The organism is Curtobacterium sp. PhB130 (genome assembly GCF_003755165.1).
Taxonomy (GTDB): Bacteria; Actinomycetota; Actinomycetes; order Actinomycetales; family Microbacteriaceae; genus Curtobacterium.
Genome location: NZ_RKII01000006.1, coordinates 746,282 through 760,314, shown reverse-complemented (window position 1 = coordinate 760,314; position 14,033 = coordinate 746,282). Strand labels below are relative to the sequence as shown.

Here is a 14,033-nt window from a genome sequence, read left to right as displayed (position 1 = left end):
GAGTTCTGATCATGACGCAGCAGGCACCGCACTTCGACTCCCCACTCCAGCTCATGCGCTGGATCGGGTGGGCGCAGCGCAAGGCCGCCGATGAGTGGGTGCGCGACCGCGACCTCACGCACGAGCAGAGCTTCGTGCTCGGCTACCTGCAGCAGAACCCGGGCGCCATCCAGCGCGACATCGCCGAGATGACCCGGACCAGCGCCGCGAGCGTCTCGAGCCTCCTGCAGGGGCTCGAGAAGCGCGGCCTGATCGAACGCCGAGCGGACGCAGCCAACGGCCGCACGAAGCTCGTCCACGCCACACCGGCCGGCATCGAACTGATCGCCGGGTTCACCGACGCGATGCTCGCCCTCGACGACACCCTCCTCGCGCCGCTCACCACGGACGAACGCGACACCCTCCGCACCCTGCTGCTGAAGGTCACCGCGGAGCTCGACGAGCCCACCCGGTAGACCACCGCCCACCCGGGCGCCCCCACTCCCACACACACCATCGCCGTGCCGGCGTCCGTCGGCGCGCGCTCGACCCTGCCCGGAACCGGGAGGGAAGGAGCACACCATGACCACCGAAGCCCTCACCGCCGCACAGAAGAACCGCTGGTACCTCTCCGCCGCCCCGATCGCCAGGGCCCTCGTCCACCTCTGCGTCCCGATGGCCGCCGCGATGGTCGTCAGCGCCCTCTACAACGTCATCAACGCGGGCTTCATCGGCTCGCAGCACGACACCTCGCTCCTCGCCGCGATCACCTTCGGCACCCCGCTCCTCGGTCTCATCATGGCGATCGGCGGCGTGTTCGGCGTCGGCGGCAGCGCGCTGATGTCCCGCCTGCTCGGCGCGTCCGAGAAGGACCCCGCCAAGGCCGGCGAGATCAAGCACGTCGCGTCGTTCGCGGTGTGGGGCTCCGTGATCACCGGCATCGTGCTCGGCGGCATCGGACTCCTGCTCCTGCAGCCCCTCGTCGGCGTACTCGGCGCTGACGCCGCAGCCGTCCCCGCCACGAGTGCCTACGTCAGCGTGATGCTCGCCTTCGTCCCCGTCCTCGCCGCCGCGTTCTGCCTGGAGCAGATGGTCCGCGCCGAGGGCGCTGCCCGCCAGGCGATGATCGGCCTCATCCTGTCGACGATCGGGAACCTGGTCTTCGACGTGCTCTTCATCCTGGTGCTGCACTGGGGCGTCGCCGGAGCCGCGCTCGCGGTCGGCCTCGCCAACGCGGTCAGCATCGTCTACTGGGTGCTGTGGCTCGGCAAGCACAGCGAGAACGTCTCCCTGTCGCTCCGCTGGTTCACGCTCCGTCCCGCCGTCCTCAAGCCGGTGTTCGGCATCGGCGTCAGCGAGCTGCTGCAGGCCGGGTTCCTCATCGTGACCACCCTCGTGCTCAACAACCTCGCCGCGCAGTACGGCGACGACCCGCTCGCCGCGATGGGTGTCGCGGTCCGCATCGCCCAGGTGCCGGAGTTCCTGGTGATGGGCGTCACGATCGGTGTGCTGCCGCTCCTGGCCTACGCCTACGGCAAGGGCGACCGAGCCCGCCTCAACTCGGCGCTGAAGGCATCGGCACTCACCGTCGGCGCGATCGTGCTGATCTTCTCGGGCACCGTGTTCGTCTTCCGCGAGCAGGTCTTCACGATCTTCTCCTCCGACCACTCCGTCCTGGCGATCGGCCTGACGATCCTGGTCGCCCAGCTCGTCGCCACCATCGTGAACGGCTTCACCGGCCTGTTCACCTCGCTGTTCCAAGCCGCTGGCCTCGCCACCCCGGCGATCGCGATGTCCATGGCGCAGGGCATCCTCTTCATCCCGATCGTCCTGCTCGGCAACCTGTGGTTCGGCCTCGCCGGCATCATCTGGGCCCTGACCATCACCGAGATCCTGGTCTTCCTCGCCGGTGTCGTCATCTGGCTGGCATCGCGCGGTCGGATCGACCGCGGTCTGGCCGAGGGCAGCGCAGAGCGGGCGGAAGCCGTCCTGGAAGAAGCGGCCGCCTGACCGGACGCACCCGATGACGGACGGGAGGCTCGGTGCCGGCTGGCACCGAGCCTCCCGTCCGTCACATTCGAGCGCGCAGAAGACGCTCCTGAAGCGGCTCGACACGACATCTGCTGCGCACTCGGACCCGGTGGGGCTCCGACTGCCCTCGCCGTCCGTTCACCTCCCCGTCACCAGCACGTGGGAGGCTGGTGCGGGGCGTCGCCGCCCGCAGCCCAGCCAGCCGCGAGCGGAGACCGATGCCACCACCCGACCTGATGGTCGTCACCGACCTCGACGGCACGCTCCTCGACCACCACGACTACTCGTTCGACGCGGCCCTGCCGCTGCTCGACCGGCTCCGGGCGGACGGCGTGCCGGTGGTGTTCTGCAGCAGCAAGACCACCTCCGAGATCACGGCGCTCCAGGAGCGCACCGGACTGCTCGGCGAAGCGTTCGTCGCGGAGAACGGCGCGGTCGTCGTCGCCCCTGGGGGCAGGGTGCTCGTCGGACCGGCGGACGACGGCCTGGCGCACGTGCTCGACGTGCTCGGCGACCTGCGCGACGCACTCGACCTGCACTTCGGGACGTTCTCGGGCGTCTCCGACGAGGTCGTCGCGACCTGGACCGGGCTGGACGTCGGTGCCGCGTCCGCGGCACGTCGGCGTGCGGCGTCCGAGGTCCTGCTCTGGCACGCCGAGGACGACGACCGCGCGGACGACTTCCGCACGGGCCTCGCGGCGGCGGGACTCGACCTCGTGCGTGGCGGCCGGTTCTGGCACGTGCTGCCGACCGGGCGCGACAAGGGGGCAGCGGTCGGGATGCTCGTCGCCGACCACGAGCGACGAACCGGCCGGACGCCGCGCACGATCGGCCTCGGCGACGGCCCGAACGACACCGCGCTGCTCGACGCCGTCGACCTCGCCGTGGTCGTCCGCGGCCTCGGCCCGACCCCGGGACCACTCGCTGACGACCGTCCCGAGCGCGTGTACCGCACCACGTCCCCCGGCCCGCAGGGGTGGACCGAGGGCATCACCCACTTCCTGAGGAGCGACCGATGAGCGACTTCCACCAGAACGGCGTCATCACGACGTTCCACGACCTCAGCCGTCGCAGCGCTGCGAGCATCGAGGACGACCTCCGACGCTTCGCGGAGAAGCGGCCGATGAGCCTGATCCTGCCCGCCCTGTACTCGGAGCTCGAGCGCCCGGCGCTGCACCGCATCGTCGACGAGCTCGCCGAGGCGGACTGGCTCAGCGAGATCGTGATCGGGCTGGACCGGGCCGACCGCGCGCAGTTCGAGCACGCGCGGGAGTTCTTCGCGCGACTGCCGCAGCGGCACCGGATCCTCTGGAACGACGGGCCGCGACTCCGGGAGCTCGACGCCGAGCTCGAGCGGGAGGGTCTGGCGCCCGGCGAACCCGGCAAGGGCCGGAACGTCTGGTACTGCACGGGCTACGCGCTGGCGTCCGAGCGCGCCGAGTGCATCGCCCTGCACGACAGCGACATCACCACCTACGAGCGCGGCATGCTCGCCCGGATGCTGTACCCGCTGGCGAACCCGGCGTTCGACTACGAGTTCTCGAAGGGCTACTACGCCCGGGTCGCCGATGGCCGGATCAACGGACGCGTCGGGCGGCTGCTGGTCGGCCCGCTGCTCCGCTCGCTCCGCCAGGTCTACGGGGAGTCCGAGTACCTGGAGTACCTCAGCAGCTTCCGCTACCCGCTCTCCGGCGAGTTCGCGATGCGCGCGCACGTCCTCAACGGCCTGAAGATCCCCGGCGACTGGGGCCTGGAGATCGGGATGCTGTCCGAGGTGTACCGCGACTACGCCACCCGCCAGGTGTGCCAGGTCGAGATCGCGGACGCGTACGACCACAAGCACCAGCCCCTCGCCGAGGCGGACGGCAGCGGTGGGCTCGCGCGGATGGGGAACGACATCGTGCAGTCGCTGCTCCGGAAGCTCGCGACCATGGGCGTCCCGCTGACGTCCGACTCGTTCCGGGTGCTCAAGGCGACGTACTACCGGAACGCGCTCGACATCGTGGAGATCTACCGGCACGAGGCGGAGATGAACGGCCTCGGGTTCGACCAGCACGCGGAGGAGGCCGCGGTCGAGCTCTTCACGCAGGCGGTCCTCGACGCCGGCACGGCCTTCACCGCCCGCCCGAACGACAAGCCGTTCATCCCGAGCTGGAGCCGCGTCCGCTCGGCCGTCCCCGACGTGCTGGAGCGGCTGAGCGCGGCGGTGGAGGCCGACCAGCAGGACTGAGCGCCGTCAGCGTGGTCGGCCGGCCCGCGTGCGCGATCGAGTGCGCAGACGATGTGGGCCACGACGTCGGTCGGACGCATCGTCTGCGCACTCGATGGTTCAGCGCCCGGGCAGCCCCGGCAGCCCTGGCTCAGTCGGCCGCGTCCAGGACCGCCTGCGCCTTCTTCTCCGCCGTCTCGAGGGCGTCCGCCGGGTCCTCCTTCAGCAGCATCGCCTTCTCGAGCTCCTTCGAGAGCGCCTCACTGACCTCGCCGTAGGCGACGATCGAGGGACGGGACTTCGCGTAGGCGAGCTCGTCCGCGAACGCCTGCAGGCGCGGGTTGTCGGCGAGGTGCTTCTTCCAGGTGGCGTCGTCGTTCGTCGCCGTGTTGGCGGGGAGCAGGCCGGTCGCGATGTCCCACTTCGCCTCCGTCTTCGGGCTCAGCCACCACTGCATGAAGTCCCACGAGGCGTCCTTCTCGGCCTTCGTGCCCTCGAGCAGGTACGAGTTGTTCGTCCCGAGGTTCGCGGCGTTCTGCTTGATGCCGGGGAGCGGGAAGACGCCGACGCTGTCCTTGCCGAGCGCCTCGTCGAGCGTGCCGAGGTCGTACGCGCCGGTGATCGCCATCGCGGCCTTCTTCGCCGTCATGGCGGGCGTGCCACCGTTCGACGTGGAGGTCATCAGCGACTGCGGGTACGCCGAGCCGTCCTTGAGCATGTCGGTCCAGGCCTTCAGCGCGGTCACGCCGGCGTCACTGTTGAACTCGACCTTGGTGTTGTCCGCGTTCATGAACTCGCCGCCGGCGCTCCAGAGCATCGACTGGTAGGTGAAGACGGGCCATTCACCGGTGCCGATCGGCAGGTACATGCCGTACTGCGTGGTGCCCTTGGTGAGCTTCTTCGCGTCCGCCTGCAGTTCGGCCCACGTGGTCGGGGTGTCCGTGATGCCGGCCGCCTTGAACATGTCCTTGTTGTAGACGACGGCGTAGTCGCCGATGTCGGTGGGGAGCGTGTAGGTCTTCCCCTCGAACTTTCCGGTGGCGAGCATGCCCTCGGTGAAGCTGTCGGTGGTGATGGTGGAGTCGCTGGCGGAGAGGTACTTCTCGAGCGGCACGACCTTGCCCGTCTCGACGACCTGGCCGATCTTCTGCGGCGTGCTGTCGCCGAGGACCATGTTCGGACCGGTGTCGTTCTTCAGCGCGTTGATGAGCTTCGCGTCGAACTGGTCGCTCTGCGCGGCGTACTGCGCGGTGACCTCGATCTTGTCCTGCGAGGCGTTGTACTCCTCGATGAGCTTCTTGGCTTCCTTCGCCTGGTCGCCGGTGTAGTTGTGCCACACGGTGATCTGGGTCTTGCCGTTCGAGTCGCCGCTGTTGCCGGTGACGGAGCCGCCGGCGCAGGCCGACAGGGAGACGGCGGCAGCGACGGCGAGTGCTGCCACGCCGAGCATTCGTGAACGCATGGGATGTCCTTTCCGGACCTCGGGGAGAAGTGCAGGGAAGTGGTGCGTGGTGTGGTGCGCTTCAGCGCAGACCGCCGGCCATCGCCGACACGATCTGCTTCTGGAAGATCAGGAACACGATGAACACCGGCAGGATCGCCAGGGTGGAACCGGCCATCAGGAGGTTGAAGCTCTCGGCCGCGTTCGCGGACTGCAGCTGCGTCAACCCGACGGAGACGGTGAAGAACTCGGTCTTCGAGGCGACGAGGAACTGGAAGAAGAAGTTGTTCCAGTTGTAGACGAACGACAGCACCGCGAAGGAGCCGATCATCGGTGTCGCCATCGGTGCCACGACGGACCACATCCGCCGCCAGACCCCCGCGCCGTCCACCCGGCTGGCGTCCTCGATCTCGGCCGGGAACGACGTGAAGAACTGCCGGAACAGGAACACCCCGAGGATCGAGGGGATGTTCGGGACGATCAGCCCCTGGTAGCTGTCCAGCCAGCCGAGCGAGGAGAGCAGGCTGATGAGCGGCGTGAACACCACCTCGAACGGCACCAGGAGCGCGGCGAGCAGGATCACGAAGACGATGTTCTTGCCCGGGAAGTGCAGGCGGGAGAACGCGAACCCGGCCGCGAGGCTCGTGACGATCTGCCCCGCCGTGGTGAGCACGGCGACGATGGTGGAGTTGAGGTAGTAGATCCCGAACGGCGCGACCTCGAACACCTGCGTGTAGTTGTCGAACCGCCATTCCCGCGGGAAGAACGTCGGCGGGAACGACAGCGCTTCGGCCGAGGACTTGAAGCTCGTCAGCACCATCCAGAGGAACGGGCCGAAGAACACCACGACCGCGACGATCAGGATGAGGTGGCGGAGGACCGCCGGACTGGTCTTCCGCCAGCGTGCACGGAACGGCCGACGGCGGATCGGCGGCCGGGTCGCCCCGGTCGGGGCCGGACGGGAGGCTCGGGGCACGTTGCCGGTGGGGGCGTCGGCTTCGATCTGGGTCACGTCGGCCTCCTAGGTCAGCTCGATGGGGTCGCGGCGGTTGATGAACCGCAGCTGGATGACGGCGACGATGATGCCGACGAGGAGCAGGACCACGGCCGCCGCGCTCGCGGAGCCGCCGTGGAAGAAGACGAAGCCCTGTTGGTAGATGTAGTAGAGGATCGTCTCGGTCGACCCGAGCGGGCCGCCCTGCGTGAGGACGTAGACCTGGGTGAAGACCTGCAGCGCGCTGATCACGCCGGTCACCGCGAGGAAGCCGGTCGTCGGTGCCACCAGGGGCAGCGAGATCGTGAAGAAGCGGCGGACCGGGCCGGCCCCGTCGAGCGTCGCGGCCTCGTGGTAGCTGGCCGGGATGTTCGTGAGCGCGGCGGAGTAGATGATCATCGCGTAGCCGACGCCCTGCCACACCGAGAACACCATCACGCTGACGAGCGCCCACGGTTCGGAGTTGAGGAAGCCGATCGGCGGACCGCCGAGCGCGGTGATGACGCCGTTCACCAGGCCACCGAGCGGCGACAGGATGAAGCTGAAGATCAGGGCGCTGCCGACGATCGGGGCGATGTAGGGCACGAAGAGCAGTGCGCGGTAGACCCCGCGTCCGCGGAACGGCTGGGCGAGGAGTGCGGCGAAGAACAGGCCGAGGACCATCGTGACCGGGACGACGATCACCACGTAGAGCGCGGTGTTGCCGGCGGCCTGCAGGAACTCGTCGTCCTGCAGCAGGCCGGCGAAGTTGTCGAGGCCGACGAAGCTGCCCGCGACGCCGGTCGCCGGGTTCCAGTTCGTGAACGAGTACCCGACCGTCTGGACGAGTGGGTACAGGTAGAACAGCGCCAGCAGGATGCTCGTCGGGGCGATCAGGGCGTAGCCCGCTCGACCTTCCTTGCGCTCCAGTGACGACCTGGGTGGTGCTGCGACAGCACTCGGCATCGTGCCTCCTTCGTTCTGCGATGAACGATAGGAAGGGCGTGTTTCCGACACGTTGCCCGTCGATGACGAAAAGTAAACACTCGATTTCTGCATTACTTCGTTCGAACATCGACGCAACTGCGGGTTAGCATGACGCCATGAACCACCGTCTCTACCAGGACGTCGAGCACGTCCACGGGTCGGTCGGCGACGTCCTCCGGCTCATCAGGACGGGCGACACCGCGTCACGATCGACCATCGCCCGCTCCACCGGGCTCGCGCCGTCCACCGTCGGGCTGCGCGTCGACACGCTCGTCGAGCTCGGCCTCGTCCACGAGGTCGGTGCCGAGGGGTCCCGCGGTGGTCGTCGTGCACGCCGGCTCGAACTCGACGGTGCCGCCGGGTTCGTCGCGGCCGCCGACCTCGGCGCGAACCACGCCCGCATCGTGCTGAGCGACCTCGCCGGACGCACGGTCACCGACACGGACGACACCGGCGTCTCCGAGCCGCTCCCCCGCGCCGACGGCCCCGCTGCCGCCGTCGCCGAACTCTGGCGACGCTTCGTGCAGCTCGCCGAGGACGCCGGCCTGTCGATGGCCGACTTCCGCGGCGCGGCGATCGGGGTCCCCGCCCCCGTCGCGTACCCGAGCGGCCGGATCGTCACGCCGGCCTTCGAACCGTCCTGGCACGACGCCGCACTCGGCACGCTGTTCGAGGAGCACACCGACGCCCCGGTCCTGGTCGAGAACGACGCGAACCTCATCGCCCTCGCCGAACGCTCCGACGCGCTGCCCCCGGAGTGCTCGCAGCTCGTCGCCGTGAAGCTCGGCACCCGGATCGGCGGTGGGGTGATCGCCGGCGGTCGCCTGCACCGCGGGGTCGGTGGCGCTGCGGGCGAGGTCTCGCACACGTCGGTCGACGGTGTCTCCTCCATCGGCTGCACGTGCGGTGTGCCGAACTGCCTGGAGTCGGTGGCGTCCGGTGGCGCGATCACCGCCCGGCTGCGCGCTGCCGGACACGATGTCGGCACGACCGGGGACCTGCTGCGGCTCGGTGCCCAGGGCGACGCCGCGGTCGTCGAGGAGCTCCGAGCCGCCGGCGAACTGATCGGCCGGGTCCTCGCCGGGATCGCCAACTTCTTCAACCCGCGCGAGGTCGTGCTGGCCGGGGCGATGTCGGCATCCCCGCCGCTCGTCGCCGCGATCCGCAGCGAGCTCTACCGGATGTGCCTGCCGCTCGTCGCCGACGACCTCGAGGTGCGGGCCAGCCGCGCACCGCGGGACGCCGGCATCCGCGGCGGCGTGGTGCTCGCGCTCGACGAGGTCCTGGCACCGGCGCGCATCGACGAGCTCGCCCGCAACGCCGTCATGGCGGAGGTCGGCTGATGGCGGTCGTCGCCGTCGACATCGGCGGGACCACCGTGAAGGGCGCCCTGTTCGACGCCGACGGCACCGTGCTCGACCGGGCGACCGTGCCGACGTTCCCCGTGCTCGCCCCGTCGGACGCCGCGGAACCGACCCGCGCGCCCGGCGACTCCGTCGGCCCCGGCGGGCCCGCGCTCGCCGCCGTCGTCGGGCTCGTCGACCACCTCGCGGCGAGCGCCGCACGCACCGGCCGCGCCCTCGCCGGCATCGGGCTCTGCTCCCCCGGGCTCGTCGACGCCGAGCGCGGTCGCGTGGTGCTCGCGGTGAACCTCGGCTGGGCGGACCTGCCCGTCGCCGAGCTGCTCGCCGACCGGTTCGGCGTCCCCGTCGCGCTCGACCACGACGCCCGGGCAGCAGCGCGTGCCGAACAGGCCGCCAGGAGCGCTGCGGACAAGTCCGTCGACGAGTTCGTGTTCATCCCGATCGGCACGGGCATCGCGGCGACGATCTTCACCGGCGGCACGATCGTGCACGGCGCAACCGGCGGTGCCGGCGAGTTCGGGCACGTCCCGGTCGTCCCCGGCGGTGAGCTGTGCACGTGCGGCCAGCGCGGCTGCGTCGAGGTGTACGCCTCCGCCGGCAACGTGTTCCGCCGCTACCGAGCGGCCGGCGGCGCCCTCGCGGCGAGCACCCGCGAGGTCGTGGAACTCGTCGGCACCGACCCCGTCGCGACGCGGGTCTGGGCCGAGGCGATCGATGCCCTCGCCACCGGGGTCGTGATGCTCACCGCCGTCCTCGACCCGAGCGCCGTCGTCATCGGCGGCGGGCTCGGTGAAGCCGGGGAGCGCCTGCTCGCCCCGCTCCGTGCCGGCGTCGCCGAACGACTCGGCTGGCGCCCGGTCCCCAGCATCGAGCAGTCGCTCGTCGGGGCGGGTGCCGGACTCGCCGGCGCCGCGCTGCTCGTCGGCACCCCCGTTCAACCGCACCCCGTGAAGGAGTCCTGATGTCCGACACCCCCGCCCGGATCGGCCTCGTCGGCGCCGGAGGCATCGCGTACGCGCACATGCCCGGTCTGCTGCGCCTCGGCCCGGTCACCGTGTACGCCCAGGACGGTGCGCCCGAGCTCGCCGCCGCGTTCGCCGGAGCCGCGGAAGCGGCCGGGTCCTCGATCACGGTCGTGGACTCGCTCGACGCGCTGCTCGACGTCGTCGACGTGGTGGACGTGGTCACGCCGACGTTCGCGCACGCCGAGGTGGTCCGTGCCGCCCTCGCCGCGGGCAAGGACGTGGTGTCGGAGAAGCCGCTCGCCCGGACCGACGCCGACGCGGCGGACCTGCTGGACTGCGCGCGGGACGCCGGCCGGCAGCTCTACCCGGCCCACGTCGTCCGCTTCTTCCCCGCGTACGTGCGCCTCAAGGAGGCGGTGACCAGTGGCCTCCTGGGCGATCTGGCCGTCCTGCGGTTCGTGCGGTCCGGCGCCTTCCCGACCCGCACCCCCTGGTTCGCCGACCGCGCGCTCTCCGGCGGGATCGTCATGGACCAGATGATCCACGACCTGGACATCGCTCGCTGGGTCGCCGGCGAGGTGACGACGGTGTCGGCCGTGGGTGTGCGCACCGGCACGGACGCGGAGCCCGTCGAGGCGGCGCACGTCCTCCTCACCCACGCGTCCGGGGCGATCAGCCACGTCGCCGGGATCTGGGGGCCGCAGCACCTGGCGTTCTCGACCGAGTACTCGGTGACGGGGACCGGCGGCAGCCTGTCGCACCGCTCACGTGACGAGCAGGACTACGTCGCGGACCTCGCGTCGCCGGAGGCGGTCGACGGCTTCCTGCCGCAGGTCGACCCGGCCGATGACCCGTACGGGCTGGAGCTCCAGGAGTTCCTCGGGGCGTTCGCCGGCGCGGACGCACCCCGGGTGAGCGCGGCGGACGGGGTCGAGGCGGTGCGGATCGCGAACGCGGCCCTGGCGTCCCTGGAGACCGGGCAACCGGTGCAGCTCGAGGTCGCTGCGGAGGTGTCCGCATGAGCACCCTCCGCGTCGCCGTGATGTCCTTCGCCCACACCCACGCGATCGGCTACCTCGCCGCCCTCGCCGCGATGCCCGGCGTGGAGGTGCGCGGCTCGGACCCGGACGGCGTCAGCACCGGCGACTCCGTCGTCGAGCTGCGCGGCCGCGACCTCGCCGTCGCGCTCGGCGTCGACTACGCGGACTCGTACCAGGACCTCCTCGCCTGGCAGCCCGACGCCGTCGTGGTCACCAGTGAGAACGCCCGCCACCGTGAGCTCGTCGAGCTGGCGGCAGCGGCCGGCGCGCACGTCCTCTGCGAGAAGCCGCTCGCCACGACGTGGGAGGACGGCATCGCCATGCGCGACGCGGTCGAGGCGGCCGGGGTGATGCTCATGGTCGCGTTCCCGGTCCGCTTCGCCTCGGCGTTCGGCAAGCTCCGCGCCGCGCACGACTCCGGCGCGCTCGGGCAGCTGTTCTCGGTCCGCGGCGCGAACAACGGCATGCTGCCCCTGACCCGCGACTGGTTCACCGACCCGGCGCTGAGCGGCGGTGGCGCGATCGTCGACCACGTCGTGCACATCGCGGACATGCTCGAGGGGTTGATGGGGGCGGCTCCCGTCACCGTCACGGCGATCGCGAACCGCACCCTGCACGCGACACGTGCCCGGGCCGAGACCGCCGGGCTCGTCACCATCACGTACGACAACGGCGTGGTGGCCGCGATCGACTGCTCGTGGAGCAAGCCGGACACGTCGCCGGTGTGGGGCGGCCTCACGCTCGACGTCGCCGGGACGGGTGGCACGGTGTCGCTCGACTTCTTCGGGGCGGCCGCGCACGGGATCGCGGCGGAGACCGGGCTGCCGATCGAGTCCCGCTACGGCGCGGACTTCGACCAGGCGATGCTCGGCACGTTCATCGACGCGGTCCGGACGGGCGTGCAGCCCCAGCCCGACGTGCGGGTGGGGCTGCGGACGCTGTCGATCGTGCTGGCGGCGCAGGAGTCGGTGCGGATCGGACGGACCGTGACCGTCCCCGCCGACGTGGTCGCGGCCGGGACGGCCCAGGCACCGACCGAGCCGGTCAGCGCCGCATCGCGTCAGCCAGCTTGACCCGGCCGCCGGTGCGGAGCAGCGCGTTCTCGTAGACGCGGGCACCGACGACCACGACGAGGGCGGCCGAGGCGATCACGACGAGCAGGGAGACGATCGGCTCCCACCACTCGGCCGTCCCGAGGAAGATCCGCATCGGCATCCCGATCGGGGCACTGAACGGCACGTAGGACATGATCCCGAGGACCGTGGGGTTGTCCGCGGCGAAGATGATCAGGAAGTACGGGATCATCAGCAGCATCATCACCGGCGTGGTCACGCTGCCGACGTCCTCCTGCCGGGAGACCAGCGCCGCCGAGGCCGCGAACAGCGACGCGACGAGCACGAACCCGACCGCGAAGAACACCACGAACCAGAGCATGCTCGGGCCGAGCAACGTGAACAGGTTGTCCTGCCCGGTCAGGGCGAGCGTCACGGCGGCCGCGATCGCGATCGCCACCACCTGCCCGAGCGCCATGATGCTGCTGCCGAGCACCTTGCCCGCCAGGAGCGCCCGCGCGGGGATCGCCGCCATCAGGATCTCGACGACCCTGGTGGACTTCTCCTCGACGACGCTCTGCGCGATGGACTGCCCGAACGTCACCGCGGCGGCGAAGTAGACGATGCCGAACGCGATCCCGATCAGCGACACGAGCCCGGGCGCGATCGCGTTCGGGTCGAGGAGCTCGACGCTCGGCGAGACGCTGAGCGCCTGGATGACGTCCGTCGGTGCGCTGTCGAGCCCGACGACGCCGAACCCGAGCGGACCGGACTCCGGCACGATCGCCGCGTCGACGTCCCCGCTCCGCACGAGCTGCTCGGCGGCCGCACGGTCGTCGACCTCGGTGACGTCGAGCCCGCCGGTGGACGGCAGCGTGACGCCGCTCACGACGGCGACCGGGGTGGTGCTCCCGGCGGCGGACTTGCCGACGATGCCGCCGATGACGATCGACGCGACGACCATCAGGAGCAGGATCAGCGCCGAGACCACGAAGGCCTTGCTGCGGAGCCGCGCCTGGATCTCGCGGACGGTGACGAGGCGGACCGCCTGGGTGGTGGAGCTCATCGGACGACCTCCCGGAAGACCTCGCTGAGTCGCGGGACCCGCGGGCCGAACGACCCCACCGTCCCCGTGGTGACCGCCCGCTGCAGCACGCGCTGGGCCACGGACCCGGACGCCTCGAACACGGCGTACCCGCCGTCGAACTCCCGGACGTGCACGCCCGGCTCGTCGCGGAGCCACGCCACGTCCCCGTCGACCAGCAGCTCCCACGCCGCGGGACCCGCCGCACGGCGCAGTTCGTCCTGCGGTCCGGCGGCGCGGATGCGGCCGTCGGCGATCACCACGACGTCGTCGCAGAGCCGCTCGACCACGTCGAGCTGGTGGCTGGAGAACAGCACCGGGACCCCGTCGGCGGCGGCTTCGCGGAGGACGCCGAGCACGGTGTCGACCGCCATCGGGTCGAGGCCGGAGAACGGTTCGTCGAGCACGAGCACCTCGGGGCGGTGGGCGAGCGCCGCGGCGACCTGCACGCGCTGCTGGTTGCCGAGCGAGAGCTTCTCCACCGGGTCGTCGGCGTGCGCACCGAGCTCGAGGCGTTCCAGCAGCTCGGCGGTCCGCGCCGCCGCGGCCCGACGGTCGACGCCGTGCAGGCGCGCCAGGTACGTGACCTGCTCGGCGACGGGCATCTTCGGGTAGAGACCGCGTTCCTCGGGCATGTACCCGAAGCGGCGGCGGTCGGCGGGGCCGATGGCCTGGCCGTCGATGGAGACCGTGCCGCTGTCGGCGTCGAGCACGCCGAGCATGATCCGCATGGTCGTGGTCTTGCCGGCGCCGTTGCCGCCGACGAACCCGGTGAGCCGGCCGCGGCCGACCGTGAAGGCGACGTCGTCGAGCACCCGCCGGTCGCCGAAGTGCTTCGTCACCCCGTCGATGCTGAGCATCAGGTCTTCCCCTCTCGGCGGTGGGCTCTCCCACCGCACCACCGACGC

General features: G+C 71.0%; 13 protein-coding genes. 8 read left to right on the top strand and 5 right to left on the bottom strand.

Annotation, left to right across the window (positions count from 1 at the left end):
* Positions 1-11 precede the first annotated feature (11 nt).
* From EDF24_RS03830 to EDF24_RS03815, 4 genes are all read left to right on the top strand, one after another.
* Positions 12-455, top strand: coding sequence for a MarR family winged helix-turn-helix transcriptional regulator (locus EDF24_RS03830; RefSeq protein ID WP_207909549.1), 444 nt, complete (start codon positions 12-14; stop codon positions 453-455).
* A gap of 106 nt (positions 456-561) precedes the next feature.
* Positions 562-1,989, top strand: a complete 1,428-nt coding sequence (locus tag EDF24_RS03825) for an MATE family efflux transporter (protein WP_123655293.1) — start codon at positions 562-564, stop codon at positions 1,987-1,989.
* A gap of 239 nt (positions 1,990-2,228) precedes the next feature.
* On the top strand, positions 2,229-3,029 hold the full coding sequence (locus EDF24_RS03820) for an HAD-IIB family hydrolase (RefSeq protein ID WP_123701147.1): 801 nt from the start codon (positions 2,229-2,231) through the stop codon (positions 3,027-3,029).
* Positions 3,026-4,240 (top strand): glycosyl transferase, encoded by a 1,215-nt coding sequence (locus tag EDF24_RS03815; RefSeq protein ID WP_123701146.1) that lies wholly within the window; start codon positions 3,026-3,028, stop codon positions 4,238-4,240. The genes EDF24_RS03820 and EDF24_RS03815 overlap by 4 nt, the downstream gene beginning before the upstream one ends.
* A 130-nt stretch (positions 4,241-4,370) precedes the next feature.
* Here the strand turns inward: EDF24_RS03815 and EDF24_RS03810 are convergent, their stop codons facing one another.
* The 3 genes from EDF24_RS03810 to EDF24_RS03800 form a co-directional block, all read right to left on the bottom strand.
* Complete coding sequence (locus tag EDF24_RS03810) at positions 4,371-5,681, bottom strand: ABC transporter substrate-binding protein (RefSeq protein ID WP_123701145.1); 1,311 nt, start codon at positions 5,679-5,681, stop codon at positions 4,371-4,373.
* A gap of 61 nt (positions 5,682-5,742) precedes the next feature.
* Positions 5,743-6,672, bottom strand: a complete 930-nt coding sequence (locus EDF24_RS03805; RefSeq protein WP_123701144.1) for a carbohydrate ABC transporter permease — start codon at positions 6,670-6,672, stop codon at positions 5,743-5,745.
* Positions 6,673-6,681: 9 nt separating this feature from the next.
* Entirely contained in the window at positions 6,682-7,599 is a 918-nt protein-coding gene (locus tag EDF24_RS03800) for a carbohydrate ABC transporter permease (RefSeq protein WP_123655286.1), read from the bottom strand.
* Between the two features lie 137 nt (positions 7,600-7,736).
* Here EDF24_RS03800 and EDF24_RS03795 point away from each other — a divergent pair, with 137 nt between their 5' ends.
* From EDF24_RS03795 to EDF24_RS03780, 4 genes are read left to right on the top strand one after another with little or no spacing between them, the layout of a single operon-like run.
* Complete coding sequence (locus tag EDF24_RS03795; RefSeq protein ID WP_123701142.1) at positions 7,737-8,963, top strand: ROK family protein; 1,227 nt, start codon at positions 7,737-7,739, stop codon at positions 8,961-8,963.
* Positions 8,963-9,946, top strand: coding sequence for an ROK family protein (locus EDF24_RS03790; RefSeq protein ID WP_123701141.1), 984 nt, complete (start codon positions 8,963-8,965; stop codon positions 9,944-9,946). Before EDF24_RS03795 ends, EDF24_RS03790 begins: the two co-directional genes overlap by 1 nt.
* On the top strand, positions 9,946-10,971 hold the full coding sequence (locus EDF24_RS03785; protein ID WP_123701140.1) for a Gfo/Idh/MocA family protein: 1,026 nt from the start codon (positions 9,946-9,948) through the stop codon (positions 10,969-10,971). Before EDF24_RS03790 ends, EDF24_RS03785 begins: the two co-directional genes overlap by 1 nt.
* Entirely contained in the window at positions 10,968-12,062 is a 1,095-nt protein-coding gene (locus tag EDF24_RS03780; RefSeq protein WP_123701139.1) for a Gfo/Idh/MocA family protein, read from the top strand. Before EDF24_RS03785 ends, EDF24_RS03780 begins: the two co-directional genes overlap by 4 nt.
* Here the strand turns inward: EDF24_RS03780 and EDF24_RS03775 are convergent.
* Entirely contained in the window at positions 12,034-13,107 is a 1,074-nt protein-coding gene (locus EDF24_RS03775; RefSeq protein ID WP_123701138.1) for an ABC transporter permease, read from the bottom strand. The genes EDF24_RS03780 and EDF24_RS03775 overlap by 29 nt on opposite strands.
* Complete coding sequence (locus tag EDF24_RS03770) at positions 13,104-13,985, bottom strand: ABC transporter ATP-binding protein (RefSeq protein ID WP_123655280.1); 882 nt, start codon at positions 13,983-13,985, stop codon at positions 13,104-13,106. The genes EDF24_RS03775 and EDF24_RS03770 overlap by 4 nt, the downstream gene beginning before the upstream one ends.
* Positions 13,986-14,033 lie beyond the last annotated feature (48 nt).

What these genes read in the sequence shown, in the direction of transcription:
- EDF24_RS03770 (WP_123655280.1), bottom strand. Translation starts at nt 13,985, where the DNA reads ATGCTCAGCATCGACGGGGTGACGAAGCACTTCGGCGACCGGCGGGTG.
- EDF24_RS03780 (WP_123701139.1), top strand. Translation starts at nt 10,968, where the DNA reads ATGAGCACCCTCCGCGTCGCCGTGATGTCCTTCGCCCACACCCACGCG.
- EDF24_RS03815 (WP_123701146.1), top strand. Translation starts at nt 3,026, where the DNA reads ATGAGCGACTTCCACCAGAACGGCGTCATCACGACGTTCCACGACCTC.
- EDF24_RS03825 (WP_123655293.1), top strand. Translation starts at nt 562, where the DNA reads ATGACCACCGAAGCCCTCACCGCCGCACAGAAGAACCGCTGGTACCTC.
- EDF24_RS03800 (WP_123655286.1), bottom strand. Translation starts at nt 7,599, where the DNA reads ATGCCGAGTGCTGTCGCAGCACCACCCAGGTCGTCACTGGAGCGCAAG.
- EDF24_RS03830 (WP_207909549.1), top strand. Translation starts at nt 12, where the DNA reads ATGACGCAGCAGGCACCGCACTTCGACTCCCCACTCCAGCTCATGCGC.
- EDF24_RS03820 (WP_123701147.1), top strand. Translation starts at nt 2,229, where the DNA reads ATGCCACCACCCGACCTGATGGTCGTCACCGACCTCGACGGCACGCTC.
- EDF24_RS03790 (WP_123701141.1), top strand. Translation starts at nt 8,963, where the DNA reads ATGGCGGTCGTCGCCGTCGACATCGGCGGGACCACCGTGAAGGGCGCC.
- EDF24_RS03795 (WP_123701142.1), top strand. Translation starts at nt 7,737, where the DNA reads ATGAACCACCGTCTCTACCAGGACGTCGAGCACGTCCACGGGTCGGTC.
- EDF24_RS03785 (WP_123701140.1), top strand. Translation starts at nt 9,946, where the DNA reads ATGTCCGACACCCCCGCCCGGATCGGCCTCGTCGGCGCCGGAGGCATC.
- EDF24_RS03810 (WP_123701145.1), bottom strand. Translation starts at nt 5,681, where the DNA reads ATGCGTTCACGAATGCTCGGCGTGGCAGCACTCGCCGTCGCTGCCGCC.
- EDF24_RS03775 (WP_123701138.1), bottom strand. Translation starts at nt 13,107, where the DNA reads ATGAGCTCCACCACCCAGGCGGTCCGCCTCGTCACCGTCCGCGAGATC.